This window comes from Bradyrhizobium sp. AUGA SZCCT0105 (assembly GCF_018129565.1).
Classification (GTDB): domain Bacteria; phylum Pseudomonadota; class Alphaproteobacteria; order Rhizobiales; family Xanthobacteraceae; genus Bradyrhizobium.
This window is the reverse complement of record NZ_JAFCMK010000008.1, coordinates 233,279-259,373: the sequence shown is the minus strand read 5'-3', so window position 1 is coordinate 259,373 and position 26,095 is coordinate 233,279. Positions and strand designations below refer to the sequence as shown.

At 65.6% G+C, this 26,095-nt stretch carries 22 protein-coding genes and 1 pseudogene; 12 read left to right on the top strand and 11 right to left on the bottom strand.

Annotated features, from left to right (window positions below; genetic code table 11):
• The first annotated feature begins 23 nt into the window (after nucleotides 1-23).
• Nucleotides 24-1,124 (top strand): dimethylsulfone monooxygenase SfnG, encoded by a 1,101-nt coding sequence (gene sfnG, locus JQ573_RS32210; protein WP_212318384.1) that lies wholly within the window; start codon nucleotides 24-26, stop codon nucleotides 1,122-1,124.
• 67 nt (nucleotides 1,125-1,191) lie between these two features.
• Here the strand turns inward: sfnG and JQ573_RS32205 are convergent, their stop codons facing one another.
• Nucleotides 1,192-1,497 (bottom strand): hypothetical protein, encoded by a 306-nt coding sequence (locus JQ573_RS32205; protein ID WP_212318382.1) that lies wholly within the window; start codon nucleotides 1,495-1,497, stop codon nucleotides 1,192-1,194.
• A gap of 451 nt (nucleotides 1,498-1,948) precedes the next feature.
• Between JQ573_RS32205 and JQ573_RS32200 the strand changes: the two genes are divergently transcribed.
• Nucleotides 1,949-3,250: a sorbosone dehydrogenase family protein gene (locus JQ573_RS32200; RefSeq protein WP_212318380.1), complete on the top strand. Its 1,302-nt coding sequence runs from the start codon at nucleotides 1,949-1,951 to the stop codon at nucleotides 3,248-3,250.
• A gap of 12 nt (nucleotides 3,251-3,262) precedes the next feature.
• Here JQ573_RS32200 and JQ573_RS32195 read toward each other — a convergent pair whose 3' ends face one another.
• From JQ573_RS32195 to JQ573_RS32175, 5 genes and pseudogenes are all read right to left on the bottom strand, one after another.
• Complete coding sequence (locus JQ573_RS32195; RefSeq protein WP_212318378.1) at nucleotides 3,263-4,735, bottom strand: cytochrome-c peroxidase; 1,473 nt, start codon at nucleotides 4,733-4,735, stop codon at nucleotides 3,263-3,265.
• A 105-nt stretch (nucleotides 4,736-4,840) separates the two neighbouring features.
• Entirely contained in the window at nucleotides 4,841-5,029 is a 189-nt protein-coding gene (locus tag JQ573_RS32190; RefSeq protein WP_212318376.1) for a hypothetical protein, read from the bottom strand.
• Nucleotides 5,030-5,264: 235 nt separating this feature from the next.
• Nucleotides 5,265-5,645 (bottom strand): 4-oxalocrotonate tautomerase family protein, encoded by a 381-nt coding sequence (locus tag JQ573_RS32185; RefSeq protein ID WP_212318374.1) that lies wholly within the window; start codon nucleotides 5,643-5,645, stop codon nucleotides 5,265-5,267.
• Nucleotides 5,646-5,731: 86 nt separating this feature from the next.
• A pseudogene (locus JQ573_RS32180) lies at nucleotides 5,732-6,490 on the bottom strand (alpha/beta fold hydrolase).
• Between the two features lie 42 nt (nucleotides 6,491-6,532).
• Nucleotides 6,533-7,237, bottom strand: coding sequence for an alpha/beta fold hydrolase (locus JQ573_RS32175; protein WP_212318372.1), 705 nt, complete (start codon nucleotides 7,235-7,237; stop codon nucleotides 6,533-6,535).
• A 164-nt stretch (nucleotides 7,238-7,401) separates the two neighbouring features.
• On the opposite strand from JQ573_RS32175, the gene JQ573_RS32170 reads away from it, so the two are divergent.
• The 7 genes from JQ573_RS32170 (at nucleotide 7,402) to JQ573_RS32140 (ending at nucleotide 15,131) form a co-directional block, all read left to right on the top strand.
• Nucleotides 7,402-8,016: an ABATE domain-containing protein gene (locus tag JQ573_RS32170; protein WP_212318440.1), complete on the top strand. Its 615-nt coding sequence runs from the start codon at nucleotides 7,402-7,404 to the stop codon at nucleotides 8,014-8,016.
• A 254-nt stretch (nucleotides 8,017-8,270) separates the two neighbouring features.
• Entirely contained in the window at nucleotides 8,271-8,618 is a 348-nt protein-coding gene (locus JQ573_RS32165) for a hypothetical protein (RefSeq protein WP_212318371.1), read from the top strand.
• Between the two features lie 569 nt (nucleotides 8,619-9,187).
• Nucleotides 9,188-10,651, top strand: a complete 1,464-nt coding sequence (locus JQ573_RS32160) for a phenylacetate--CoA ligase family protein (protein WP_212318369.1) — start codon at nucleotides 9,188-9,190, stop codon at nucleotides 10,649-10,651.
• A 23-nt stretch (nucleotides 10,652-10,674) separates the two neighbouring features.
• Complete coding sequence (locus tag JQ573_RS32155) at nucleotides 10,675-11,472, top strand: ABC transporter permease (protein WP_229168658.1); 798 nt, start codon at nucleotides 10,675-10,677, stop codon at nucleotides 11,470-11,472.
• A gap of 12 nt (nucleotides 11,473-11,484) precedes the next feature.
• A complete protein-coding gene (locus JQ573_RS32150; protein ID WP_212318367.1) occupies nucleotides 11,485-12,312 on the top strand; it encodes an ABC transporter ATP-binding protein in 828 nt (275 codons plus the stop codon).
• Nucleotides 12,312-12,905 (top strand): GNAT family N-acetyltransferase, encoded by a 594-nt coding sequence (locus tag JQ573_RS32145; protein ID WP_212318364.1) that lies wholly within the window; start codon nucleotides 12,312-12,314, stop codon nucleotides 12,903-12,905. The genes JQ573_RS32150 and JQ573_RS32145 overlap by 1 nt, the downstream gene beginning before the upstream one ends.
• A gap of 165 nt (nucleotides 12,906-13,070) precedes the next feature.
• Nucleotides 13,071-15,131, top strand: a complete 2,061-nt coding sequence (locus JQ573_RS32140) for a DEAD/DEAH box helicase (protein WP_212318362.1) — start codon at nucleotides 13,071-13,073, stop codon at nucleotides 15,129-15,131.
• Between the two features lie 223 nt (nucleotides 15,132-15,354).
• Here the strand turns inward: JQ573_RS32140 and JQ573_RS32135 are convergent, their stop codons facing one another.
• Complete coding sequence (locus JQ573_RS32135; protein WP_212318360.1) at nucleotides 15,355-16,848, bottom strand: sensor domain-containing diguanylate cyclase; 1,494 nt, start codon at nucleotides 16,846-16,848, stop codon at nucleotides 15,355-15,357.
• A gap of 122 nt (nucleotides 16,849-16,970) precedes the next feature.
• On the opposite strand from JQ573_RS32135, the gene JQ573_RS32130 reads away from it, so the two are divergent.
• On the top strand, nucleotides 16,971-17,228 hold the full coding sequence (locus JQ573_RS32130; RefSeq protein WP_212318358.1) for a hypothetical protein: 258 nt from the start codon (nucleotides 16,971-16,973) through the stop codon (nucleotides 17,226-17,228).
• 80 nt (nucleotides 17,229-17,308) lie between these two features.
• Here JQ573_RS32130 and JQ573_RS32125 read toward each other — a convergent pair whose 3' ends face one another.
• From JQ573_RS32125 to metG, 3 genes are all read right to left on the bottom strand, one after another.
• A complete protein-coding gene (locus tag JQ573_RS32125; RefSeq protein WP_171947977.1) occupies nucleotides 17,309-20,185 on the bottom strand; it encodes an EAL domain-containing protein in 2,877 nt (958 codons plus the stop codon).
• 120 nt (nucleotides 20,186-20,305) lie between these two features.
• Nucleotides 20,306-21,304, bottom strand: a complete 999-nt coding sequence (locus tag JQ573_RS32120) for an NAD(P)H-quinone oxidoreductase (protein ID WP_212318356.1) — start codon at nucleotides 21,302-21,304, stop codon at nucleotides 20,306-20,308.
• Nucleotides 21,305-21,373: 69 nt separating this feature from the next.
• Nucleotides 21,374-23,053: a methionine--tRNA ligase gene (gene metG / locus JQ573_RS32115; RefSeq protein WP_212318354.1), complete on the bottom strand. Its 1,680-nt coding sequence runs from the start codon at nucleotides 23,051-23,053 to the stop codon at nucleotides 21,374-21,376.
• 268 nt (nucleotides 23,054-23,321) lie between these two features.
• Between metG and JQ573_RS32110 the strand changes: the two genes are divergently transcribed.
• Together JQ573_RS32110 and JQ573_RS32105 are read left to right on the top strand one after the other, a co-directional pair.
• A complete protein-coding gene (locus JQ573_RS32110) occupies nucleotides 23,322-23,513 on the top strand; it encodes a DUF1192 domain-containing protein (protein ID WP_212318352.1) in 192 nt (63 codons plus the stop codon).
• A gap of 468 nt (nucleotides 23,514-23,981) precedes the next feature.
• Nucleotides 23,982-24,494 carry a DUF1465 family protein gene (locus JQ573_RS32105; protein ID WP_092123179.1) on the top strand — a complete coding sequence of 171 codons (513 nt, stop codon included), beginning with the start codon at nucleotides 23,982-23,984 and terminating at the stop codon, nucleotides 24,492-24,494.
• A 16-nt stretch (nucleotides 24,495-24,510) separates the two neighbouring features.
• Here JQ573_RS32105 and JQ573_RS32100 read toward each other — a convergent pair whose 3' ends face one another.
• A complete protein-coding gene (locus JQ573_RS32100; protein WP_212318350.1) occupies nucleotides 24,511-26,028 on the bottom strand; it encodes a PLP-dependent aminotransferase family protein in 1,518 nt (505 codons plus the stop codon).
• Nucleotides 26,029-26,095 lie beyond the last annotated feature (67 nt).

Sequence of the window (26,095 nt, the reverse complement as noted above, 5' to 3'; positions counted from 1 at the left end):
GCCAACTCCGTGAGGTAACCCGAATGACCGCCAGCAATGATCAGATCAAGTTCGCCTATTGGGTGCCCAACGTCTCCGGCGGGCTCGTCATCAGCAAGATCGAACAGCGGACCGGGTGGGACATCGACTACAACCGCCGGCTGGCGCAGATCGCGGAGGACAGCGGCTTCGACTATGCGCTGAGCCAGATCCGCTTCACCGCCGGCTATGGCGCCGAGTTTCAGCATGAGCCGGTGGCCTTCAGTCACGCGCTGCTCGCAGCGACGAAGAAATTGAAGGTGATCGCGGCGCTGCTGCCGGGGCCATGGAATCCGGCGGTGGCGGCCAAGCAGATCGCGACCATCAGCCAGCTCACCGAAGGTCGCGTCGCCGTCAACATCGTCAGCGGCTGGTTCCGCAGCGAGTTCACCGCGATCGGCGAGCCCTGGCTCGACCACGATGAGCGCTACCGCCGCTCGGAAGAATTCATCCGCGCGCTGCGCGGGATCTGGACGCAGGACAATTTCACGTTCCGCGGCGACTTCTACCGCTTCTCGGATTACACGCTGAAGCCGAAGCCGGCGCAGCCGTTGCCCGAGATCTTCCAGGGCGGCAGCTCGCGTGCGGCGCGCGACATGGCCGCGCGGGTATCGGACTGGTACTTCACCAACGGCAATTCGGTCGAGGAGATCAGGAGGCAGGTCGAGGACATCCGCGCCAAGGCGCGCGCCAACAATCATTCCGTCAAGATCGGCGTCAACGCGTTTGCGATCGCGCGCGACAGCGAGGCCGAGGCGCGCGCCGTACTCGACGAGATCATCGTCAAGGCCGATCCGGAGGCGGTCAATGCCTTCGCGCATGAAGTGAAGAATGCCGGCAAGGCCTCGCCGGAAGGCCAGGGCAATTGGGCGAAATCGAGCTTCGAGGACCTCGTCCAGTACAATGACGGCTTCAAGACTAATCTGATCGGCACGCCCGAGCAGGTCGCCGAGCGCATCGTCGCGCTGAAGCAGGTTGGCGTCGATCTCGTGCTGCTCGGCTTCCTGCATTTCCAGGAAGAGGTCGAATATTTCGGCGGCCGCGTCATTCCGCTGGTCCGTGCGCTGGAGGCGCAGGCAGCGGTGCACGTTGAGGCGGCCGAGTGAGGCGAGGAAGGAACGGGAAAAAGGCCCATCGCTCAAGCCGAGCGATGGGCCTTCAGATTTGCGTGGGCTACCACTGGCGATAGACGCCCATCAGCGTGCCGTTGTTGTTGCCCTCGGGACCGACGTCGCCCTGGGTCGAGCTCGGCGTCGGATGGTTGCTGCCATGATGGTAGCGATAGAGCCCGTACCAGCCGCGCTGCGCCGGATAGTACGTCACGTGCGGCCGGACGCGATCGAAGTTCGGGCCGTTGTAATCCCAGGCATAGTCAGCGTTCCGGTGCGGATCGTCGTAGAAGCCCTGCGCGAACGCGCCGGCGGTGGTTGCGATCAGCGCAGAAGCGGCCAGAGCGAGGATCTTGATCTTCCGTTGCATTCGCTTGCTCCTTGCTGTGTCCCGACCAGCCCAACGGTCGTTGGTGGAGCAGCGTTCCCGGTTTTCCGATCAACTCCGTGGCGTGCACACACGCATCGTGATCATGTTCTGGTGAAAGGGATTTGCTCCCTGAAGACCTGTACCGAGCGTTCTGCCCGGTAGAATGCATCCGCCGCTGGCGCGCTATGCTTTTCTGGCTATAACGGCTCGCGGCCGAACCGCGCACGCGGCGCTTTGAAAGAGCCGGGCGCTGCGGAAAAGGAAGCCCGCCGACCGGGGCGGGCAAGGTCTCAGGGAGGAAAACGCTCTGACAAGGGAGCGTACAGCCAGTCTCGTCGATTCGATGGCGGATGCGAAGATCGTATAACTACTGTCATCAGGGCCGGCATTATGCGAATGCTGCTGCGGCCCGAGGCCGGCGGGCAAGGCGCGAATCCAACAGGGGAAGTTCATGAGCACGTCTGGAGTTTTTGCCCGCGTCGTCGCGGCAATCGGGGCCGGCGCCGTGGCGTGGCGGCGGATGCAGGGCGCCGAGCCCGCACCGGCCTGGGGCAGCGCGCCGCAAATCCCGGCGGCGAAGTCGCAGGGCGCGATCCCGACGCTGAAGATGCCGACCGCACGGGGCTGGGACAAGGGCCAGCTTCCGACCGCGGCGCCAGGGCTCAAGGTTAACGCCTTTGCGGCCGGGCTCGATCATCCGCGCTGGATCAACGTGCTGCCGAACGGCGATGTCCTGATCGCGGAGGCGACGCAAATCGCTGGCACGCCGCGCAGCGTCTTCCACTATGCGATGCAGGCGACGATGCGCCGCGCCGCCGCCCTCGGCGTCAGCGCCAACCGCATCACGCTGCTGCGCGACCGCGATGGCGACGGTGTCGCCGAAAGCCGCGGTGCCTTCATGGAAGGATTGCGCCAGCCGTTCGGCATGGCACTGATCGGCGACACCTTCTATGTCGGCAACACCGACGGCGTGGTCGCGTTTCCCTACACCGCGGGCGCGGACCGCATCACGGCGGAGGGACGCAAGCTCGTCACCTTCAAGCCCGACGGGCACTGGACGCGCAGCCTGCTGCCGAGCGCCGACGGCAAGAAGCTCTACGCCGGCGTCGGCTCGCTCAGCAACATCGCCGAGAACGGCATGAGGGTCGAGGAAGGCCGTGCCGCGATCTATGAGCTCGATCTCGCCGCCGGCACCAGCCGCATCTTCGCCGGCGGCCTGCGCAACCCGGTCGGGCTCGCCTGGGAGCCGACCACCAATGTGCTGTGGACCGTCGTCAACGAGCGCGACGGCATCGGCGATGAGACGCCGCCGGACTATCTCACCTCGGTGCGCGACGGCGGCTTCTACGGCTGGCCCTACTGCTACTGGGGCAAGACGGTGGACGATCGCGTGCCGCAGGATCCGGCGATGGTCGCCAAGGCGATCCAGCCGGACTACGCGCTCGGTGGCCACACCGCCTCGCTCGGCCTGTGCTGGATGCCCCAGGGCACGCTGCCGGGTTTTCCCGATGGCATGGCGATCGGGCAGCACGGCTCGTGGAATCGCTCGACGCTGTCAGGCTACAAGGTGGTGTTCGTGCCGTTTACGAACGGCCGTCCCTCGGGGCCGGCGCGCGACATCCTGTCCGGCTTCCTCGCGCCCGACGAGAAGGTCTCGTACGGCCGCCCGGTCGGCGTCGCGCTCGGCCCCGACGGCTCGCTGCTGGTGGCCGACGATGTCGGCAACGTGATCTGGCGCGTCACGGGGGCATAAGCGGCAGGCGAGCTAGTTCTTCGCCGGTGTGTAGCCGTCCGTCAGCGTTCGCATGAACGCGACCAGCGCATCTTCCTCCTGGTCGGTGAGGCGGAGATGGCCGGTCTTGCTGGTGTTCATGTTGTCGGTGGTCTCCGGCGCCGGCCAGCAGCCGGTGCCTTCGCGCGCATCGTGCACGGCGCAACGCGGCAGCACGTCACGCGTGTTGTAGAAGTGGACGATCTCTTTCAAGCTCTTGAAGTAGCCGTTATGGCCGTAGGCCTTGACGAAATCGGGCGACGGCCGGTTGTCGACGTTACGCAGTGTCGGCACCCGGAATCGGCCGCGGGTCTGCGGCGCCAGCGGTTTCCAGCGCGCGTCGACTGCGGAGGGTTGACTGAGCGGATGACCGTTCGCCAGGAAGGCGCCAACCCCGCCATCGACGAACGCAGCGCCATCCTTGTTCGCGACATAGCCGCGATCATCCGGCGCGCTCTCCGCATAATAAGGCAGGTCCGGGTTCGCCGGCGTCCCGATATTGCTTGCGGTGAAGTCGGTGAACAGCGGATCCTCTCCGGGCCCGCCGTCGCGATGACATTCGTTGCAGCGGCCCTTGCCGCGGAAGATCTCGTATCCCTGCTGCTCCAGCGCCGCGAAGGTGGCCTTTCCGGCCTGCGCGGCATCGTATTTCGAGGAGAACGCCGTGACCTCGTGCGAAGCCTCGTAGCCCGCGATCGATTGTGCCATCTGGTCGAAGGTGCTCGCCGCGCGGCCGCGATCCACGTTGCCGAGATGCACGGGAAGCGGATCGCCGGCGGATGGTGGTCCCGGCGTGTTGCAGACTGCCTCGACATCGGCCGGCCAGTCGATCGCGAATGCTTGTGCGCCCCAAACGGCCTCGAACAAGCCGCGATAGGGGCGCTGCGAGGCGCGATACACCGCGCAGGCGATGTCGGGCAGGCCCATCTCGACCGGATTGGTCGGTGGGCCTTCGGCCTGCTCGGCGGCGGGATTGCCGAGGCGCCGTCCGGTTGCGCGCATGTCCCAGAAATTGCCGCCGACCAGATCGCCCTGGCCTTCGTTGTAATGCAGGACCGGCGCCAGCGGCGCGTAGGTGTGGGTCTGCGGCTTGCGTTCGCTGAAGCGGGTGCGGACCGAGCCGGGATAGGAGCCGGTGGTCCGGTTGATCTCCGAGATCGGTCCGGTGAAGCCGGCCTCCGGCATGTGACAGAAGGCGCAGGCTTCGTTGCGGTTCACCGACAGCTGTTTGTCGAAGAGCAGCAACTTGCCGAGCAGCTCGATCTGCTGCACCTGATTGTCGGGAACGGCTGTCAGACGAGTCAACGTATCGCCTTCGATCCGGTCGATCTCCGCTTCCACGCGGGCGATCTCGGCAAGCGTGGCCGGCGACAACGGGCCTGCGCCGTTTCCCGCGAGCAGGAGCGGAATCGCCGAGCATGTGGCGGCGACCGCGACGGCGACGCCGGCCAGAATCCGAAATCTCATCTCGTCCCCCTGGACGCGGTCTTCGCGATGCAAGCTGCCCGCGCTGTCCGCGCAGGGCCGGCAGCCTACAAGTCGAGTCTGCGGCACTCAATGGGCTTTGATCAATCACTCGTAGCGCGACCGGGTCATGACGTATCTGCCGTGCACCTTTGCGAAGGTCTGATGAAGACATCCGGACGCGGTGCAGAGCCTCGGCTGGTTGCCGCATTGCAGGGCTGAATAGTCGAGGTGGATGACGGTGGCACTGTTGGCGAAGGTCGCGAAATAGTGACCGGCTTCGGGCCCGCTGCGCATCTCGCCTGGACGGCATGTTGAACTTCGGCCAGCAACCGTTCGATCCGCTCGGTGCTCCAGACCGGCTCGACAGCGGCGACCGCCGTTGCGTTCGCGGCGAGGGCATGTCCAATCAGAACTGCGCCCATCGCCATGCCGGTAATGCTCTCATGGGACTCCTCTCGAGGCCTGAAACGGCGTCGCGCCACGCGAACGCACCGTTGATCGAGGAGCTAGTTTGACGAACTGCGGAAGATTAGTTGACCACGACTGGATGGACATGGCCGAACTCGATCATCTGCCGCGGCTGCAACTCCTTGAGATAGACCCAGACCGCGCGCTTGCTGTCGACATTGGCGGCTTCAGCAACTGCATCCGCCATCATCCGGACTATCCGCGTCTTGTCGACGGCGGCGCGGCCGGAACGGATATGGCCGTAGACGAAGATGTGGTCATGCGCGACCGGGACCCCGCCCATGAACCAGTTGTCGGACGTGACCTCGCTGAAGATCACCTGCGCGAAAAAGCTCGGCGCGCCCGTCATCTCGGCGTGGATCCGGGTGATCTCGCCCGCGATCCGGCCCTTCTGCTCCGCGCTGAGGCGGCCTTGCGCACTGGTGCAGCAATAGGTTGGCATCTGCGTGAACTCACTTGGATGTCGATCGGGTCCAGCTTCCGCGCCGAATCCGTGCAGTCAAGCGTCAAGCAAGGATCATGCAGACGTCAGCGGCTCAGGAACTCGCGGATGCTTTGCGCGATCTCGGCGGCATGGGTTTCCAGCGCGAAATGGCCGGTGTCGAGGAATTTGACCACTGCCTTCGGATTGTCGCGCTTGAATGCTTCGGCGCCCGGCGGCAGGAAGAACGGATCGTTCTTGCCCCACACCGCAAGGAACGGCGGCTGATGGGTGCGGAAGTAGTTCTGGAAGGCCGGGTAGAGCGCGACGTTGCTCTTGTAGTCGTCGAACAGGTCGAGCTGCGCGTCATGGGCGCCGGGCCGGGCCATGTAGTAATTGTCGAGGTTCTGGCCGTCCGGCGACACGGCTTGCGGATCCGACGTGGAGACCAGCCGTCGCTGAGGCCTTCTTCATAGGCGTTGCCGTTCTGCGAGATGATCGCGGTGATCCGCTCCGGATGCTTGACCGCGAGGCGGAAGCCGGTCGGCGCGCCATAGTCGAACACATAGACCGCGTAGCGATTGAAACCAATGACCTCGGTGAAGCGATCAATCACGCCGGCGATGTTGTCGAACGTGTAGCTGAATGTCTCGCGCGGCGGCATGTCCGACTGGCCGAAGCCGGGCAGGTCGGGTGCCACGATGTGGAACTTGTCCGCGAGCAGCGGGATCAGATCGCGGAACATGTGTCCCGCGCTCGGGAAGCCGTGCAGCAGCAGCAGTTTTGGCGCGCCCGGCGAACCGGCCTCGCGATAGGAACACCTTGAAGCCGTCGACGTCGGCCGTGCGATATTTGACCTGAGACATCTGTCACTCCTGTGGTCGCGATGTGGTGGTGAGGTTTGGAGGTCAGGATTTGGTCTGCCCGGCAAGCCCGCCGATCGCTTCCCGGATGATGTCGGCGACGAGTTTTGGCGCCGTCACGATCGGGGTGTGATCGACGGCATGAGATCGTACGGCAGCCTTCATCCGCGCCGCCATGCTGCGCTGAGTCTCGGGCGCGATCATCCGATCCTCCTCGGCGACCAGGAACCAGCTCGGGACATCCTTCCAAAGCGGGCGGCCGACCGGCACGGTGATGCAGGCTGGCGAGATCGGCCGCTGCACGGCGGCGAGCACCGCGAGGTCCTCGGCGCGCGCGCCTTGCGCGAAGGCCGATGCGAAGCCGGGCTCGGGCAGCCAGATCAGGCCGTTCGCGTCAGGTGCGAGCTTAGGCGCGAACGGATGCGGCGGTGCGCGATAGAACATTTCGGCCACCGTCTCGCCCTCGTCCGGCGCCAGCGCCGCGACATAGACCAGCGCCTTGACGCGCGGCGAGCGGGTCTCGGCGATCACAGCACCGGCATAGGCATGGCCTGCCAGCACGACCGGTCCCTCGACGCGGTCGAGCGTGCGGTTCAATGCGGCGACATCGTCGGCGAGGGACGTCAGCGGCAGCGGTGCCGCGACTGCGGTGATGCCTTCGGCGTCGAGCGCCGTGATCACCCGCGCCCAGCTCGACCCGTCGGCCCATGCACCATGGGCAAGCACCACGCTTACATCCTTGTTCGACATCTTGAGCTCCCTGGCATCAGGCAGATTTGCCTGTAACCTCTAAAATAGCATTTGACAGGTTACGGCGCTTATGATCCGACATTCGTAACTTGTCAATAGGCTTTAAGCAGGTTATTCGAAGAAGCCGGCTGGAGGACGTCACCGTGCAATCCCACCCGCCCGCGATGTTCATCGCCGATAGCTTGGGTCTCGATTTCATCAATTCGATCGCGACCCCGGTCGATACGCCGGTCGACTGGATCGCCGATGGGGGCGGCCTGTTGCGCTGGCTCGCACAGGCGAAGCTTGTGCCGTCAGATGTGCTCGACGAGCTGAAGACGCGCGCGGCGCCGGGCGAACTCGACCGCGTCGCCGGTCAGGCGCGCGATCTGCGCGAATGGTTCCGCGGCTTCGTCCGCAGGCATATGGGCCGGCCGCTGACGCCGCGGGCGCTCAGGGAATTGGAGCCGCTGAACCGGCTGCTCGAAACCGACGCTGCCTTCAGCAGGATCGTGGCGCATCGCCAAGAGGATGGCGAGTCCGGCCATGACGGTTTCGCGCTGGAGCAGACGCGACGCTGGCGCTCGGCTGAGTCATTGTTGCTGCCGATCGGCGAGGCGATGGCCAAGGTCGTCTGCGAGGAAAGCTTTTCCGACATCAAGGCGTGCGAGGGCCCGGCCTGCACGCTGATGTTTGCCGATCACACGCGGGCGCGTGCGCGCCGCTGGTGCAGCATGGCCGTCTGCGGCAATCGCGCCAAGCAGGCCGCGCATCGCAGTCGGATGAAGGACAGGGGCTGAGACCAGAGCACGCTTCGGTTCGACGTCGCCGGCCAGCTGATCCGCCGCCATGGCGCGAAAGGTAACGGCTCCTGACGGATCGCGCGCCTAACGGGAACTCAGAAATGCCTCCAGGCCGATCGCTCGGAAGCGCCTAAAACCGGAATGAAATCCATAGCGGTTTTCAACCATGCCCCTTGAGCCTTCCTCAACTTCCGCGGCCGATGCTTTGCCCGCCGCACAGCACGGACCAGGGATCGACAAGGAGCTTGAACATGCCAGCCAAGGCACGAACGACCGCGAGTAGCGCCACCGCGCAATCGCGCGAGGATATCCTGAACGCGCGGGCCATCAGCACGCTGGGCGCCGGCGTCGTCAACGCGATGAGCGCAGTCGGCGCCGCCGTCATCAAGAAGCACAAGCCGGCGCTCGGCAAGAGCCCGGATTGGTTCTGGCACGTGTTCGCGAAATGCGAGGCCAAGGCGGCACGCGTCGCCGAGCAGGCCGCCCGCGATCCGGAGGCCTGTGGCGATGCCACCTTCATCGAGGTCTATGCCGCGCAATTGCCGAAGCTGATGGCAGCCGCGCTCGATAGCCACGACAAGGTGCTCAAGGCGAAGTGAGGTCGCGTCAAGTCGAAGCGGACAACGGCGATCGTGCCGTTGTCGTTCCCCCGATCTTTCAATTGCATTGCTGCGCAGAGCAGCCATGCGCCTGAAACCATAACCCGCCGCCGTTCGTAACTAGCGGGTGGCAGAAGTCCGCGCCCGCGGGCTTCCGGATTTTTCAATCCAAGGCGGTGGATGGTGAAGCACCTTGTTTCCGATGAAGAAAAGTGTGACGCGTGCAACGGGACCGGCTTTCCAGAGGTGAAGCAGCCGGGCGAGCCGGGACGGAAGATTTATCCCGAGCCCTGCAAGAAATGCGGCGGCAAGGGGCGAGTCAGGAAGGCGACGTGGGGCAAGTAGACGACTGAAGCAATCGGGTCTGTAGGGCGGGTTAGGCGAAGCCGTAACCCGCCACTGCTCCATCGCATAGAGTTGCGGCGGGTTACGCTTCGCTAACCCGCCCTACGTCTCGGCCTGCGCGCGGGGGGCGACCGCGTGTGACGCGCGTCACGGCGGCCACGCGCGCCGCGAGCCATTGATAGCGCCATGAACGGGCGGTCCTCCCGTCAATCATGGAGCTGAAAATGACGTCCTCCCTTGCGATCAGCGTTTCCGATGACGGCGTTGCTCTGGTGCCGGAGCATGATCAAGCCGCTGCGTCCCTCGTTCCCGCCGATGCGGCCGGCGCGCCGCAGCGCCAGTTCTGGGAGACCGAGCACACCCGCCCGGATTTTCAGCCCTCCAACGAGGCAGCACCCGAGCTGGTCGCGGCCACCGCGAACTATCTCGGCGAATGCATGCGGCATCCCTATCTGCCGGTGTCCGAAATCCGCGCGCGGCAGTTCGCCCGCATCAAGGAGCTGGTCGAGCTCGCCTACCGCGACATTCCGGTCTACCGCGCCAAGTATGATGCGGCCGGCTTCAAGCCGGAGCATCTGCGTGACTATGACGACATCCAGAAGATCCCTGTTATCACCAAGCCCGAGCTGGTCGCGGCCTTCCCGGAGCAGTGCGTCAACAAGAAGTACAAGCCGGAAAACCTGTTTCCGACGCGCTCATCGGGCTCGTCCGGCCAGACGTTGCTGATCCGCGTCGATTATGACGCCGTCATCACTGACACCATCCAGGGCGTCCGCCAGTTCGCGATGCAGAGCGGCGGCAATTACCGCGCCGAGGATCTGCTCGCCCATGTCTACACCGTGCCGTGGTGGTTCGATTCGATCGGCGGCGACTATCCGACCGCCTTCATCTCGAACCTGATCCCGCCGGCGCGCGTCGCCCAGCATCTGCGCTATCTCGGGCCGAAGATCCTCTCGCTCTATCCGTCGAGCCTCGACGCGCTGATGCCGCATGTCGACGAGTTCCGTTCCTCGCTCAATCTCGCGGTGACGCATTCGGAATATTCCTCGCGCACTGCGCGCGCGGAATGGTCGCGCCAGCTCGGCGTGCCCGTGCTCGACGAATATTCCTCCGAGGAGGCAACGCGGATCGCGCTCGAGATGCCCGACGGCCAGTATCACGTCTGCGAGGACACCGTGCATCTCGACGTGCTCGACCCCGTCACGATGGCGCCGCAGGCTGCCGGCCAGTCCGGCATCGCCGTGATCACCAATTTGCTCAACGAGGCGATGCCGTTCATCCGCTACGTGCAGGGCGACTACATCACCCAGCCGGCCAACCCTGCGCCGTCTGATATCAACTGGTCGCAGATCGCGAGCATCGACGGCCGGCTCAACGACGCCTTCGTCAACCGCGACGGCCGCAAGGTCCCGGCGGGCAGCATTCTGGATGCGACCTATCGCTGGATGTTCGACTGCAATCTGCATCTGGCGCAGTTCGAGATCGTGCAACGCGGCGTCGACCTCGTCGAGGCGCGCGTCGTGCTCGGCCAGGATACGCCGATGTCACGGCTGCACGGCTCGGTCGCGCATCTCGAGGATCTGCTCGCAGCCTGCCTCGAGCATCCGGTCCGGGTGCAGGCCAACGCGCTGCTGGCGTTTCCGCCCAAGGTCGGCAAGCGCCGCCCGATCCGCCGCGAGATCGACTAATGCCGGCCACACGGATGGATGCCATGACACAGTCACTGAACCGCATCGCCGCCATGACGGCGCGCTATTACTACATCCTGCGCTCGTCATGGCTGCGGCTGCTCGAGATCATCTACTGGCCGGCGATGCAGATGCTGGTGTGGGGTTTCCTCTACACCTACCTCTATCAGAGCAAGTCGGCGATGGCCTCGACCGCCGGCCTGCTGCTCGGCGCCGTCCTGCTCTGGGACGTGCTGTTTCGCGGCCAGCTCGGCTTCACCTTCACCTTCCTGGAGGAGATCTGGTCGCGCAATCTCGCCAACCTGATGATGAGCCCGCTACAGCCGTTCGAGCTTGCGGCCTCGCTGATGCTGATGAGCCTGATCCGCCTCGTGATCGGCACACTGCCGGTGACATTGCTGACGCTGCTGCTGTTCGGCTTCAACGTTTATGCGATGGGGCCGGGGTTGATCGCGTTCTTCCTCAACCTGGTGCTGACCAGCTGGGCGATCGGACTCGTCGTCGCCGGCCTCGTGATCCGCCAGGGCCTCGGCGCCGAAAGCCTCGCCTACTCGATCATGATCGTGCTGCTGCCGCTGTGCTGCGTCTACTACCCGGTCGAGGCGCTGCCGGCCTGGCTGCATCCGGTCGCCTGGTCGCTGACGCCGACCTATGTGTTCGAGGGTATGCGCGCCGTGCTGCTCGACGGCACCTTCCGCACCGACCTGATGATCGAAGGCCTCGCGCTCAATGCCGTCTATCTCGGCTTGGGCTTTGCCACATTCGTTGCCCTGTTGCAGAGCGCCCGCCACAAGGGCGGCCTGCTCACCATGGGCGAGTAAGGGGAGACATCCATGAGCCGCATCGAACGCTTTTTGCCCCGCAGACATCTGACACCGGTGTCGCCAGACGCCGCCCCCGCGCAGGACAATGCGCCTGTCAGCCTCGGTATCGATGAGGCGCCGGCCATCGCGGTCGAGGACCTCTGCAAGAAGTACCGCACCCATTGGGCCGTCGACGACGTGAACTTCAACGTGCCGAGGGGCTGGACCGTCGGCCTGCTCGGCGGCAACGGCGCCGGCAAGACCACCACCATCGCCATGATCATGGGCCTGGTGGTGCCAAGCTTCGGCCGCGCCATGGTGCTCGGCCACGACATGGCGACCGAGCGTCACAAGGTGCTCAGCCGGATGAATTTCGAAAGCCCCTATGTCGCATTGCCGGGGCGACTCACCGTGCGGCAGAACCTGACGGTGTTCGGACGGCTCTATGGTGTCGCCAATCTCAAGGCGCGGATCGAGGAACTGATCGAGGATTTCGAGCTCGGCGACGTGCTCGACCGCGTCACCGGGCGGCTCTCGGCCGGGCAGAAGACCCGCGTCGCCGTCGCGAAGGCGCTGATCAACGACCCGGACGTGCTGCTGCTCGACGAGCCGACCGCATCGCTCGACCCTGACCGTGCCGAGTGGGTGCGCAGCCGGCTGCGCGCCTATCAAAAGCGCCGCGGCGCCACCATCCTGCTGTCCTCGCACAACATGACCGAGGTCGAGCAGCTCTGCGACTTCGTCGTGATCATGAGCCGCGGCCGCGTCGTCGCGATGGGGCGTCCGGGCGAGCTCGCCGAGCGCTTCAAGTGCCGCGACCTCGACGAGGTCTTCATCTATCTGGCGAGGGTCGCGTGATGCCCTCATTCGGTTCTCCGAACGACAAACCGGTTGCGATCCGTCAGGAACGCCGTTCGGACGTGGCGGCGCGAGAGGGTCTGCTCGACGCTGCATTCGGTCCTGGCCGCTTGGCCAAGACCTCGGAGCGGCTGCGCGAGGGCCGCAAGCCTGCGCGCGGCCTCGCGTTTGTCGCGCGCCGTGGCAGCCACCTGGTCGGCACATTGCGGCTGTGGCCGATCGTGACCGGCACCGGTCACGCCTGCCTGCTGCTCGGCCCGCTCGCGGTGGCGGAGGAGGCGCGATGCCTCGGCATCGGCGCCGCGCTGATGCGGCAGGCCTTGCAGCGGGCGCAGCGGCTCGGCCACCGCGCTGTCATCCTGGTCGGCGATGCAGCCTATTATGACCGCTTCGGCTTCTCGGCGGCGCAGACCGGCGCGTTCCGCATGCCCGGCCCGTATCAGCGCGATCGCCTTTTGGCCTGCGAACTCGTGCTGGGCGCGTTGCGCGGGGCGGGCGGCCTGATTGCCGCAGCCAGCCGGCCGCCATCGCGGTTGTCCGGGTTGGTGGACAGGATCGCCGGCAGCCAGGCCCCGCTCGGACAGCCGGCCTGATCCGGCACCTTTTCCGGCTTGGGGGGCCTTGGGGGCATGGCGGTTTGGTTGTTCTTGGCGTAAAGCAGCCCAAATCGTCATGCGGCTGTGCCGCCTGCCGGGTACGCAGCCTCAGGTCGTCCTGCTCGACGTTCTGCACCCGGACCAATCAAGGTTTTCCATCCAGTGCCCTTCCCGACCACAAGTTCGCCGCTCGCCCGCGCCTTGGCTGAGCGCAACTACGAACAGCCGACCCCTGTCCAGCTCGCCGTGCTCGCGGACGACGCCGTCGACCGTGATCTTCTCGTTTCGGCCCAAACCGGGTCGGGCAAGACCGTTGCCTACGGATTGGCCATGGCAAAGGACCTCCTCGACGGCGCCGAGCGGTTCGAGCCGGCGGCCGCGCCGCTGGCGCTGATCGTCGCGCCGACCCGCGAGCTAGCCTTGCAGGTTCAGCGCGAGCTCGCCTGGCTCTATGAGCATGCGGACGGTCGCGTCGTCTCCTGCGTCGGCGGCATGGACCCGCGCCGCGAGCAGCGCGAGCTTGCCGCAGGCGCCCACATCGTGGTCGGCACGCCCGGCCGGTTGTGCGACCATTTGCGGCGGGGCCGTCTCGACATTTCGGGATTGCGGGTCGTCGTTCTCGACGAGGCCGATGAGATGCTCAATCTCGGCTTCCGCGAGGACATGGAATTCATCCTCGAGACCACGCCGGACACGCGCCGAACCCTGCTGTTCTCGGCGACGTTTCCGCGCGGCATCGTCGCGCTGGCCAAGCAGTATCAGCAACAGGCGTTCCGGATCGAGGTCGCGGGCGACGAGGGCGGCCACGCCGATATCGAGTACCGCGCCATCCGGGTGGCCGCCGACGATGTCGAGCACGCGGTCGTCAACGTGCTGCGCTTCCATGAGGCGCCGAGCGCGCTGGTGTTTTGCAACACGCGAGAAGCCGTCAGGCATTTGCAGGCGGCGCTGCTGGAGCGCGGGTTCTCCGTGGCCTCGCTGTCAGGCGAAATGACCCAGAACGAGCGCACCCAGGCGCTGCAGGCGTTGCGCGACGGACGCTCCAGGGTTTGTGTCGCGACCGACGTGGCGGCGCGCGGCATCGACCTGCCGAGCCTCGACCTCGTCATTCATGCCGATCTGCCGAAAGACCCGGAGGTCATGCAGCATCGCTCGGGCCGCACCGGCCGCGCCGGCCGCAAGGGTGTCAGCATCCTGCTGGTGCCGCCGGCACGGCGGCGGCGCGCCGAATTGCTGCTGGGTCTGGCCGGCATCGATGTGGTCTGGGGTTCTGCGCCACAGGCGGACGAGATCCGCAAGCTCGACCATGACCGCCTGCTGCAGGATGCGGTGTTCTCCGAGGAGATGAGCTCCGACGATCAGGTGCTCGCGCAAGCCTTGCTTGCCGAACGGTCGCCCGAGGCGATTGCCGCGGCGCTTGCCCGGTTTTATCGCGCGCGGCTGCCTGCGCCCGAAGACATTCTCGATCCCGGCGAGGGCCGGAGCCGCGACCGCGACGATCGCCGCGGCGAGCGCACCTCGCGCCGCGAGGATCGTCCCGCCGGGCCGCGATCGAAGACCGGCAAGGCCTCCCCGCGTCACGGCATGGAGGAGGCTACCGTCTGGTTCCGCGCCTCGATCGGACGCAGGAAGAATGCCGAGGCCCGCTGGCTGTTGCCGATGATCTGTCGTCGCGGCGGCATCGACAAGCACGACATCGGCGCCATCAAGATCTCGGATACGACCACCGAGTTCGAGATCGCCGCGCGGGTCGCGGAGTCCTTCGCCGTCAAGATCAAGCGTCCGGACAAGGAAGACACCATCCGCATCGAGCCGCTGGCGGATGCTCCGCAGCGGCAGGCACCCTCGGACAAACCGGCGCGCAAGCCCAGGCACGATGCTTGGCGCGACAAGGATGACGGCGGCCACAGCACGCCGCGCCGCGACGAGCCGCGTGACGACGCGGCAGCAAAACGACGCGGCAAGCCGGACCGCGAGGCGCGAGCGTTTTCGAGCGAAGTCGCGGGCCGTTCGCGCGAAGACTACGCGCCAAGACAAGAATCCGGAGCCCCGTTCCGATCCAATCGGGACGGAAAGGGCGCGAAGCCGAAATTCGACAGCGAGCCGGGGTTCGGCAAGAAAAAGAAGAATCGGAACAAGCCCGGCCAGGCCGGACACTGGCCAGACGTGTCGGCTGCGAAGCCGAAGTTCGGCAAGAAGCCAAAGAAGAAGCACCGCGGCTGAACTGGCGTCAGCGCGGCGCGGCGTTTCGGTCAGCATTCCGCGACGAGCCATGTCGCGAGAATACAGAACTGCGTCCCCACCAACACGCGTCGTCGCCCGGCTTGACCGGGCGATCCAGTACGCCGCGGCTTCTCGGCTCAAGCGCCGGCGCCTCTGGAATACTGGATCACCCGCATGCGCGGGTGATGACACCGAATATGCTCTTTGACATAAGAAGCCGAACTCACGCCACCAGCGCGATCTTCGGCACGGTGGCGAGCACCGACTGGTTGCGGCCGTTGGCCTTGGCGGCGTAGAGCGCCTTGTCGGCGGCTTCGATCAGGTCGGACCATTGCTGGCCTGCGAGCGGCCGCATGCTGGCGGCGCCGATGCTCACCGTCGTGATCAGCTCACCCTCGCACCATTGCTGGACCTTGCCGCGGATGGTCTCGGCCAGGTTGAAGGCCTCGAGCGCGGTCATGTTGGGCAGCAGCACGGCGAATTCCTCGCCGCCGAAGCGCGCCGGGCAATCGCCGGCGCGGCGCACCGCATCCGAAATGCAGATCGCAATTCCCACCAGCACCTGGTCGCCGGCCTGATGCCCATAGGTGTCGTTGTAGGCCTTGAAATGATCGGCATCGATCATCAGCAGTGCGACCGGCTGGCCGTAGCGGCCGGCACGACGCCATTCGCGGTCGATCTCGGCATCGAACTTGCGCCGGTTCTTCAGGCCGGTGAGCGCGTCGGTGGTCGCCAACTCCTCGAGCTTGTCCTCGGCGTCGGCGCGGCGGACGATCTCGCGGGCGAGCACCAGCGTCGCGCTGAGCACGAACAGCACCAGAAAGGCCATGATCGCGCCGATCCGGATCGCCTCGGTGCGCCATAGATTGAAGACGGCTTCGAGCGGCTTGCCGACCACCACGTAAAGCGGCCCGCTGCTGCTGCGCCTGACATAGAGCCGCGGCGTGTCGTCGACCGGGCCCTTACCCGAGAACGCGCCGCCCACCTTCAGGTTCTCGGATCGCCAGTCCAGCTGCTCGGCGAGGTTCTTGCCGATCACGTCGAGATCGAACGGTGTCCGCATGATGATGGTGCGGTCGTTGCGCAGCACCGTGATGGTGTCGCCCGGCGTGAGGTTCAGCCGCCCGAACAGATCGTGGAAGTAGCTGAAGCGGATCGAGCCGACCACGACGCCGAGAAAGCGGCCGTCCTCACCGGTGATGCGCCGGCTCAGCACGATGGCGTAGGCGCCGCGATGCAGCATCGGCCGGCTGACATACAGCCCGGTGTCGGGATGGTCGCGCTGGATCGTGAAATACTCCTCGTCGCTGCGGTTCTCCGGCCGCGGATCGAGGCTCGCCGCGTCGATGGTCAGATTGCCCTTGGTGTCGAACACCTGGATCGCGCCGAAATGCTTTGCGGTCGCGGCATGATCGAACAGGATCAGCTGGCGCAGTTCCTTGCTGACGCCGCGGATCTCCGGCATTTCCAGATTGCTGGCGACCGCGCGCAGCGACAGGTCGTAGAGCTCGATGTTGCGGCTGATGTCGGCCTCGATGCCTGACGCCAGATTCTCCAGGGTCCGGCGGGCCAGCTGCTCCTCGCCGCGGCGCATGTCGAACATCACGCCGGCGCAGATCGCGGAAAAGCCGAGGACGGTCGCAATCGACGCTGCGATCAGCAGCTTTGCCGATAGCCGCCAGCGCCGCCTTGCGTCGTTTCCCCGTCGAAATGGCATGTCCCGCTCCAAAGTGCCGTCATGCAACGGAAAATCTTGTTGTCGCCTTAAATGGCGACAGCGGTCGCCGAATGGGTTAACGGGTGGTTGCCGGACCCTGGTTTATTGTCATTGAGGATGTTGTGAACGACTACGACGCGCTGCGCGACTATCTGAAGAAGCAGCATTTGCCCGAATTCGTGCTGACTTTCGACGAGATCGAGGCGATCATCGATGCCGCGCTGCCGCGCGCCGCGCACCGGGCGTCGTGGTGGGAAACCCTGCGCAGCCCGCAGGAGAAGATGCCGCAGCGCGAAGCCTGCCTCGACGCCGGCTACATCGCCACCCGCCAGGCCGACGGCAAGAGCGTCAGGTTCAAGCGCATGCCCAAGCCGCGCTAGCGCATGGTCCGGAAAAGTGCGAAGCGGTTTTCCGAATAGATCATGCGCAAAACAAACGGCTAAAGCGCTCTCGTCGCGCTTTAGCTCGCGGCTTCCAGCCGTTCCTCGGTGAGGAGGCGCGTGGCGGCGTCGGCGTCCATCGGCTCGCCGAAGGCAAAGCCCTGCGCGTATTCGCAGCCGAGCTGGTAGAGCTCGACGGCGTCCGAATCCGTCTCGGCGCCTTCGGCGACCACTTCCATGCCGAGATCGTGTGCCAGCGCGATGATCGATTTCAGGATCACCGGGCGGGTGCCGCGGCTGGTGGTGCGGACGAAGGACTGGTCGATCTTGATGGTGTCGAACGGGAAGCGCTGCAGATAAGACAGCGAGGAGTGTCCGGTGCCGAAATCGTCGAGCGACAGCCCGGTGCCGAGCTCGCGGATCCGCGCCAGCATCTGGGCGGCGTGCTCCGGATTCTCCATGACCAGCGATTCCGTCAGCTCCAGCTTCAGCGTGCCGCGCGCCACCGAGGAGCGCGACAGCACGGTGCGGATATCGTGGATCAAATCGTGGCGCAGCAATTGCCGCGACGACACGTTGACCGACGCGAAGATCGGCTCGCGGGCGCGCATCGCGCGCTGCCACACCGCGAGCTGACGCGCGGTCTGGTCCATCACGAACATGCCGAGATCGACGATCAGGCCGGTCTCCTCGGCGACGTTGATGAACTCCGACGGCGACATCCGGCCGAGCTTCGGATGGTCCCAGCGCACCAGCGCCTCGAAGCCGGCGATCGCGCGATCCTCCAGCCGCACGATCGGCTGGTACAGGATCGTGAGCTCCTGGCGCTCGATGGCGCGGCGCAGGTCGCTCTCCAAGGTCAGGCGGTCGGTCTTCCGCGCCCGCATCGCCGGCTTGTAGACATCGATGCGGTCGCCGCCGATCCGCTTCGAATGATACATCGCAAGCTCGGCGTCCTTGATGATCTCGTCGGTCAGCGGCGCCGCCGGATCGGACAGCGCAAGGCCGATCGAGGCGGTCAGGAAGATCTCGCGGTCGTTGAACGCGATCGGGGCGCGGATGGTCTTGCGGATGGTCTCGGCGAAATTGGTGATCCGCGCCGGGTCCTGCTCGGACAGCAGGATCAGGCCGAACTGGTCGCCGGCCATGCGCGCCAGCGTGTCCTGCGGCTTGAGGATGCGGGTCAGACGGCGCGCCAGCGTCAGCAGGATGGAATCGCCGACCGCGATGCCGACGGAGTCGTTGACTTGCTTGAAGCGGTCGAGGTCGATCACCATCAAGGTCGGCCGCAGGTTCGGCATCGTCTTGGCGAGGTTCGCCACCGCGCCGAGGCGGTCCATGAACAGCCGTCGGTTCGGCAGCCCGGTCAGGTTGTCGTGCACCGAGTCATGCAGCATCCGCTCTTCGGAGTTCTTGAACTCGGTGACGTCGGTGAGGGTGCCGACCACGCGCGAGACCTCGCCGTCGGAGCCGACCACGGGCCGCGCCTTCAGCGCGAACCACATGAAGTGGCCGTCGGGCGTACGCAGCCGGAAATCCTGCACCAGGCGGCCGCGGCGCTGGTCGAGCACGCTGTCGAGCGCGGCGCGGAAACGGTCCTGGTCGAGCGGGTGCAACACTTCGAGCCATTTCGCCGCCGGGCCTTCCAGCGTGCCGCGCTTCAGGCCGAGCAGCGCCTCGGTCTCGGGGCTGGTGAACACCTTGTCGGCGGACACGTCCCAGTCCCAGATCAGATCGCCGGAGCCGGTCAGCGCCAAGGCGCGGCGCTCTACATCGGAGACGACGCCGGTGGTGGCGCCGCCGCCGGCGAAGGCGTGCTGCATGACGGTGAAGCCGATCAGCATGACGATCAGCACGAGGCCGCCGAGCAGCGCCGGGCCGACGATGTCGTTGGTGACGGAACCCGCGACCGTCATGCCGGCCGCGACCACCCAGACCACCAGCAGGAACCAGGTCGGGATCAGCAGTACCGCGCGGTCGAAGCCGTGGGTGGAGAGGTAGACGATCAGCGCGAAGCCGGCGAAGGCGATCATGACCAGCGACATCCGCGCGATGCCGGAGGCGACCGCGGGATCGAACAGCGCCAGCGCCACCAGCGAGCCGAGGAAGACGAGCCAGCCGATCGTGATGTGCGAGTAGCGCACATGCCAGCGACTCAAATTCAGATAGGCGAACAGGAACACCAGCAACGTCGCGGCGAGGATTGCCTCGCCCGCCGCGCGCCAGACGCGCTCGGCGTTGTTCGACATGTCGAGCACCTTGCCCCAGAAGCCGAAGTCGACGCCGATATAGACCAGCACCGCCCAGGCCAGCGCGGCGGCGGCGGGGAACATGATGCTGCCCTTGACCACAAACAAGATCGTGAGCACGAGCGCAAGCAGGCCCGAGATGCCGATCACGATGCCCTGGTACAGCGTGAACGAGTTGACCTTATCCTTGTAGGCGTCGGGTTCCCACAGATAGAGCTGCGGCAGCTTGTCGGTGCGCAGTTCCGCGACATAGGTGACGACAGCGCCGGGATCGAGCGTGATGCGGAACACGTCGGCGGTCGGGCTCTCCTGCCGCTCCGGACGATCGCCGACCGACGGCGTGATGGTGGCGATGCGCGACAGGCCAAGGTCGGGCCACAACAGGCCTGATGACACGATGCGATAGTGCGGCGCGACGATCAGGCGGTCGAGCTGGTCGTCGGTGTTGTTGGCGAGCGCGAACACCACCCAGTTCTGGCCGCCTTCGCGGGCGCGAACTTCGATGCGGCGCACGATGCCGTCGGTTCCAGGTGCAGTGGAAACCTGGATGCGGTCGGTTTCGCTGCGCTGATGGTCGAGAACCGCGGTAAGGTCGATCGCCGGCGCATCGCTGCGCACGCTGACCGCGTCGATCGCATACGCGTCGGGCGCAGCGGCAAACATCATGAGGCCCAGCGCCAGCAGCGCAAGGCACCTGATCAGACGCAATGTCAGTACTCCGCGATCGACAAACTACCCGGGCCCGGCGACCGGCCCAGAGGTGGCGCGATAAATGACACGAAAGCGAAGGGAATCAAAGGGTTTCCGCCCCTGCTTCCGCTGCGAGAGTTAAACCACCAACACAATTTTGCCAATATGTTCGCTGGTCTCCATGCGGCGATGCGCATCGGCGGCCTTTTCCAGCGGGAATGTGCTGTCCATCAGCGGTTTGACGCGTCCTTCGCGCAGCAGCGGCAGCACCTTTGCCTCGATCGCCGCGACCATCGCCGCCTTGTCCGCATTACTACGGGGGCGCAGGGTCGAGCCGGTGTGGTGCAGCCGCTTGACCATCAGCTTGGCGAAATTGGCGGTGGCCTTCGGTGCTCCCGACAGGAACGCGATCTGGACGATGCGGCCCTCGACGGCGGCGGCGTCATAGTTCCGGTCGATATAGTCGCCGCCCACCATGTCGAGGATGACATTGGCGCCGTTGCCGCCGGTGGCCTTCTTCACCGCCTCGACGAAATCCTCGGTCTTGTAGTTGACCGCGTAATCGGCGCCGAGCTTGAGACAGGCGTCGGCCTTGTCCTGCGAGCCGACGGTGACGATCACCTTGGCGCCGAACGCCTTGGCAAGCTGGATCGCCATCGTGCCGATGCCCGACGAGCCGCCGTGAATCAGCAGCGTCTCGCCGGCTTTGAGCGCGCCGCGCTCGAACACGTTGTGCCAGACGGTCATCAGCGTTTCCGGAATAGCGCCGGCTTCCTGCATCGTGAGCTGCGACGGCACGGTCATCGCCTGCGCGTCCTGCGCGATGCAATATTGCGCGTAGCCGCCGCCGGCGACGAGCGACATCACCTTGTCGCCGATCTCGTGCTTGGCGCCATCGCCGAGTGCGACCACTTCGCCTGCGATCTCGAGGCCGGGCAGGTCGCTCGCGCCGGGCGGCGGCGGATAGGAGCCGGAGCGCTGCGCGACGTCAGGGCGATTGACGCCGGCGGCCGCGACCTTGACCAGGATTTCGCCGGGACCCGGCACCGGCAGCGCGCGGGTCTCCGGCACCAGCACCTCCGGGCCACCTGGCTTGCTGATGGCAACGACGGTCATTTGCGCGGGCAGGTTTGGCATGGTTCGTCCCTGGTCAGTGAAGAGGATTGGCTTGTGGCATACCGCCTTTTGCAACGAAGCGAAACGCCATTAAGTCCCGAACCGCCTCGTCAGATGGTCGGCTTTTTCGGGGCTGATTTTCTCGACCAGCGGGCCGAGCCTTGCGACCGGCGTACCGGCGCCTTGATCCAGTAGCGGGATGAGTGGGCCATTGGGCCAGGACGGGATCACATCGTCGCGACCGAGCGCGCCAAGCACGCGCGCCGCGAGATCAGGCACGATGCTCCACGCCAGCGTGGCGCAGAGCGCGACGAGATTCAGGCCCGTGCGGGTGATGACCGCCGCGCGTGCCGGATCGGACTTGATTGCCGTCCATGGTGCTGCGTGCTGCAGGTAAGCGTTCGCGGTGTCCCAGATCGCGCGGGTCGCAGCTGCGGCCGCACGAAACTCCAGCGCCGTGTGATGGCGGTGCAGTGCTGCGATGCGCTGCTCCAGATCAAGCGCGAGTTGCCGCTCGGCCTCACCGGGTACACCACCGTCCGGGGTTCGGCCGTCGAAGGCGCGGTGCGCAAAGCTGATGATGCGGTTGGCAAGATTGCCGAAGATATCGGCGAGATCCTTGTTCACATCGGCAACAAATCTCGCGACGGCAAAATCGGTGTCGGCGCTTTCGGGCGCGTTGGCGATCAGCCACCAGCGCCAGAGATCGGCCGGCAATTCCTCCAGCGCCGCGTCGGTGAAGACGCCGCGCTTGCGGCTGGTCGAGAACTTGCCGCCCTCGTAATTCAGCCAGTGGAATCCCTTGATGACATCGGCGGTTTTCCACGGCTCGCCGGAGCCGATCAGCGTTGCCGGAAAACTCACGGTGTGGAACGGGATGTTGTCCTTGCCGAGAAACTGGATGTAGCTGACGTCGTCGGCCTGCCACCACCATTCTCGCCAGTCGCGGCCGGGCGCAGCGGCGGCCCATTCCTGCGTCGCCGCGATGTAGCCGATCGGCGCATCGAACCAGACGTAGAACACCTTGCCGTCAAAACCCTCGCGCGGCACGGCGATGCCCCAGGCGAGGTCGCGCGTGATGCAGCGGTCGCGCAGCTCGGCATTGAGCCAGCTCCTCGCGGTCGACACCACGAAGGGCGGCCAGCCGGTGCGGCTGTCGATCCATGCACCGATGCTGTCGACCAGCTGGGACTGGCGCAGGAACAGATGACGACTGTCGCGGATCTCGAGCGCGCAGTCGCCCGATAGCGCCGAGCGCGGATCGATGAGGTCCGGCGGGTCGAGCAGCGTGCCGCAATGGTCGCATTGATCGCCACGCGCCGATCCATCGCCGCAATGCGGGCAGGTGCCGAGCACGTAGCGGTCGGGCAGGAAGCGTCGGTCGGCCGGCGACCACACTTGCTGTGAGCTGCGCGCCTCGATCAGCCCGGCTGCATCGAGCCGGCGATAGAAATGCTGCGTCAGCGCATGATTGTGCGGCGCGCTGGTGCGGCCGAAATGATCGAAGGACAGACCGAAGCGCCGGTAGATGTCGGCTTGGACGATGTGCTGCGCATCGCAGAACGCCCGGATATCTTGTCCGGCCTCGATGGCGCCGAGTTCGGCCGGCGTGCCGTGCTCGTCGGTCGCGCAGATGAAGAGCACGTCGTTACCGGTCTGCCTGCGGAAGCGGGCGTGGACGTCGGCGGGCAGCAGCGAGCCGATCAGATTGCCGAGATGCTTGACGCCGTTCACATAAGGAAGGGCGCTGGTGATGAGAATTTTGCTCATGGGTTAGGGTCTTTCGCGTCTGGTGATGCCGACCCCGGTGCAATCAAATCGAAAATCAAAAAGCCCTCCCGCATGATCGGAAGGGCTTGGGGGCGGCTCATGCCTGGCGCGCAGGCGCACTATCCCGTCCGGTCAGACTCCTTGCGGTCGAGCCGGGGCATTCGCTTCAGATGTTGCGCGCACACGAAAGTCACTGCAAAATTCTCCTGCACAAGGACATTACCAGCTCTGGACGCAAGGCGCCAGATCGTCATCGCGGGGAGGACACATGCCGATTGAGGATGAGGACCGGCCGCGGAAGAAGATCACCCACGAGATCGGACAGGAACTCTCGCTGCTGTCGGTCGAGGAATTGACCGAGCGTATCGCGCTGCTCACGACCGAAGTCGATCGCCTGAAAGAGGCGATGACGAAGAAGCGCGCGTCGAAGGACGCCGCGAACGCGTTCTTCAAGTCGTAGCCATTACGTCGTCCCGGACAAGCGAGTCCCGTAGCCCGGATGAAGCGAAGCGCAATCCGGGGCCGCGCTATCCGCGGATCGACCGTTCCCGGATTTCGCTGCGCTTCATCCGGGCTACGCGTTTCGCAGCATGCGTCAGCTGCACCTGTCCCAAACTAGGTCAATGGCCGACATGGCAAACAAAGCCTGAAGAAATCCGTTCATTTACGATCGGTTAAGCTTTCTCGATTATGACTGCATTGTCCTCGTTTGGACACCGAGTGGCTCCTGTCCACTCTGTTTGACGCCTCCCTGTTATCAACTTCAAAAGCCGCCGGAAACGGCGGCTCTTTTTTGTGCGTCCTATCCGTTGGAAACCATAAATCCGGTTGCGGCTGGACTCTTCGGCGCGCCCGCGCAATGATTTGTTCATCATAAGCTGGCGCGTCAGATGCCAGCGGGCGTTACGATGGTGTGAGGGCGTTAACCATGGCGGATCGTTCCCAGAACGAAGCCGGGCTTGTGCTGTTCAGTGAACGGCTGACCAATTCTGCGGCATTTGGCGTGCTGTTCCGGGAAGGCATGGATCTGGTCGAGCAGACCGCCGCCTATCTCGACGGCGACGGCCGTGCCGAGGCCAAGGCGCTGGAACGCTCCGTCAGCCTGACCTATGCCACCGAGAGCATGCGCCTGACCACGCGGCTGATGCAGCTCGCGTCGTGGCTGCTGCTGCATCGCGCGGTCAAGGAAGGCGAGATGACGCTGACCCAGGCCAATCGCGAGAAGACCAAGGTGAAGCTGTCGGCCGCCGATCCCGGCCCGGTCGACATGGTGACCAAGCTGCCGGAGCAATTGCAGCAGCTGATCGCCCGCTCGATGGATCTGCAGGCGCGCGTCCGCCGCCTCGACACCACGATCCATGCGCCGGCGCCGGATCGTTCGTCGATCGGCAACCCGCTGGTGCCGCAGCTCAACCGGCTCAAGGCTGCGTTCGAGCAGTAAGATACGAACAGTCAGCTCAGTGTGAGACCTCGGTGCGGCGTGGCTTGGCCCGCCGCTGTGTGTGCTGATCGATCATCTGTCGCAGCCGTATCGCTGCCGTCTCCAGTTCTTCCGGTTCGAATCCACCGAAGCCGAGCATCAGGCCGGGGCGCGCTGCCGCCTCGTACATCGGTGAAATCGGTCGCACGACGATGCCGTCGGCAAGTGCGGCCTTCGCCAGTTGCACATCATCGAAGTCTTGCGGCATCCACAGCAACAGATGCATGCCCTGGTCGCTCGGCTGCAGCGTGAAATCATCAGGCATGTGACGCGCAAGCGCCGAGATCAGCGTCGCGCGGCGCGCGGCATAGACGCCGCGAATGCGCCGGATATGCGCTTCGAACAGTCCCTCGCGCATGTAGGCCGCCAGCACATGCTGGTCGGCGGTCGGTGAATGTCGGTCGAGCAGCGCCCGCGCGCCGGCGAAGGCGTCGATCAGCGGCAGCGGCGCCACGACGTAGCCGAGCCGCAGCGAAGGAAACAGCACCTTGCTTAGCGTGCCGAGATAAATCACGCGCGACGGCGCGAGGCCTTGCATCGACGGGAAAGGGTGACCCGCATAGCGCAGCTCGCTGTCATAGTCGTCCTCGACGATCCACGCATTGCTTCGCTGCGCCCACGCCACCAGCGCGTTGCGGCGGGCCATGCTCATCGGCATGCCCAGCGGGTACTGATGCGAAGGCGTCACGAAAGCCGCGTGCGCATTCGGGCACGCTGCGATGGCGGCGTCGACGTCGATGCCCTGCGCATCGACGCTCACGCGGGTGGTGACGAGATCGAGATCGTCGAGCACGGCGGTCATGCCGGGATAGGCCGGATCCTCGGCCCAGACCCGATCGCCCGCAGACAGCAGCACGCGGCCGGCGAGGTAGAGGCCCTGCTGCGTGCCGGCCGTGATCACGACCTGCCCGGGTTCGCAATGCACCGCGCGGGATTTGCGCACATAGTCGGCGATCGCCTGCCGCAGCGCCATCAGGCCGCGTGGATCGCCATAGCTTGCCGGCGCTGCCGCGCGGGATGCGCGCACGCGGTTGCCGAGGCGGCGCCAATTGTCGTCGGGCGCGACGGCGCCGCCGGGGACTGCGATCGCAAACGGGACTTCCGGCATCGGCGTGAAGGCCGTCACCACCTTGGCAAGCCGCACCGCGCGCGGCGGCAACTCGATCGGCGCAGGCTTGTTCGGGCTGCGACCGGCCGGCGGGCGGACCGGCTGGGCTTGCTCGGCGAGCGTCGCCGCGACGCGGGTGCCGGCGCCGACCTGCGATTGCAGATAGCCCTCGGCCTGCAACTGCTCAAACGCCTCCGTGACCGTGCCGCGCGCAACGCCGAGCGAGGTCGACAGCGCGCGGGTCGACGGCAGATATTCGCCGGCCTTCAGTTCGCCATTGGCGATGGCGGCGCGCAGCGCCTGCGCGATCTGGCGTCCGACCTGTCCGGCGGCGTGGTCGACCGCCCGCAGCGAGGGGATGCTGATGGTGGCGCGCAGACGGGGCATAGTGGACCAGTCATGATGATCGAAAGTGGCCCTTATCATAGGCCACTTCGGCGCTATTGTGCGAGCA

Coding starts and splice junctions, on each gene's coding strand:
- sfnG (WP_212318384.1), top strand. CDS start 24: ATGACCGCCAGCAATGATCAGATCAAGTTCGCCTATTGGGTGCCCAAC.
- JQ573_RS32205 (WP_212318382.1), bottom strand. CDS start 1,497: ATGCAACGGAAGATCAAGATCCTCGCTCTGGCCGCTTCTGCGCTGATC.
- JQ573_RS32200 (WP_212318380.1), top strand. CDS start 1,949: ATGAGCACGTCTGGAGTTTTTGCCCGCGTCGTCGCGGCAATCGGGGCC.
- JQ573_RS32195 (WP_212318378.1), bottom strand. CDS start 4,735: ATGAGATTTCGGATTCTGGCCGGCGTCGCCGTCGCGGTCGCCGCCACA.
- JQ573_RS32190 (WP_212318376.1), bottom strand. CDS start 5,029: ATGCGCAGCGGGCCCGAAGCCGGTCACTATTTCGCGACCTTCGCCAAC.
- JQ573_RS32185 (WP_212318374.1), bottom strand. CDS start 5,645: ATGCCAACCTATTGCTGCACCAGTGCGCAAGGCCGCCTCAGCGCGGAG.
- JQ573_RS32175 (WP_212318372.1), bottom strand. CDS start 7,237: ATGTCGAACAAGGATGTAAGCGTGGTGCTTGCCCATGGTGCATGGGCC.
- JQ573_RS32170 (WP_212318440.1), top strand. CDS start 7,402: ATGTTCATCGCCGATAGCTTGGGTCTCGATTTCATCAATTCGATCGCG.
- JQ573_RS32165 (WP_212318371.1), top strand. CDS start 8,271: ATGCCAGCCAAGGCACGAACGACCGCGAGTAGCGCCACCGCGCAATCG.
- JQ573_RS32160 (WP_212318369.1), top strand. CDS start 9,188: ATGACGTCCTCCCTTGCGATCAGCGTTTCCGATGACGGCGTTGCTCTG.
- JQ573_RS32155 (WP_229168658.1), top strand. CDS start 10,675: ATGACACAGTCACTGAACCGCATCGCCGCCATGACGGCGCGCTATTAC.
- JQ573_RS32150 (WP_212318367.1), top strand. CDS start 11,485: ATGAGCCGCATCGAACGCTTTTTGCCCCGCAGACATCTGACACCGGTG.
- JQ573_RS32145 (WP_212318364.1), top strand. CDS start 12,312: ATGCCCTCATTCGGTTCTCCGAACGACAAACCGGTTGCGATCCGTCAG.
- JQ573_RS32135 (WP_212318360.1), bottom strand. CDS start 16,848: ATGCCATTTCGACGGGGAAACGACGCAAGGCGGCGCTGGCGGCTATCG.
- JQ573_RS32120 (WP_212318356.1), bottom strand. CDS start 21,304: ATGCCAAACCTGCCCGCGCAAATGACCGTCGTTGCCATCAGCAAGCCA.
- metG (WP_212318354.1), bottom strand. CDS start 23,053: ATGAGCAAAATTCTCATCACCAGCGCCCTTCCTTATGTGAACGGCGTC.
- JQ573_RS32110 (WP_212318352.1), top strand. CDS start 23,322: ATGCCGATTGAGGATGAGGACCGGCCGCGGAAGAAGATCACCCACGAG.
- JQ573_RS32105 (WP_092123179.1), top strand. CDS start 23,982: ATGGCGGATCGTTCCCAGAACGAAGCCGGGCTTGTGCTGTTCAGTGAA.
- JQ573_RS32100 (WP_212318350.1), bottom strand. CDS start 26,028: ATGCCCCGTCTGCGCGCCACCATCAGCATCCCCTCGCTGCGGGCGGTC.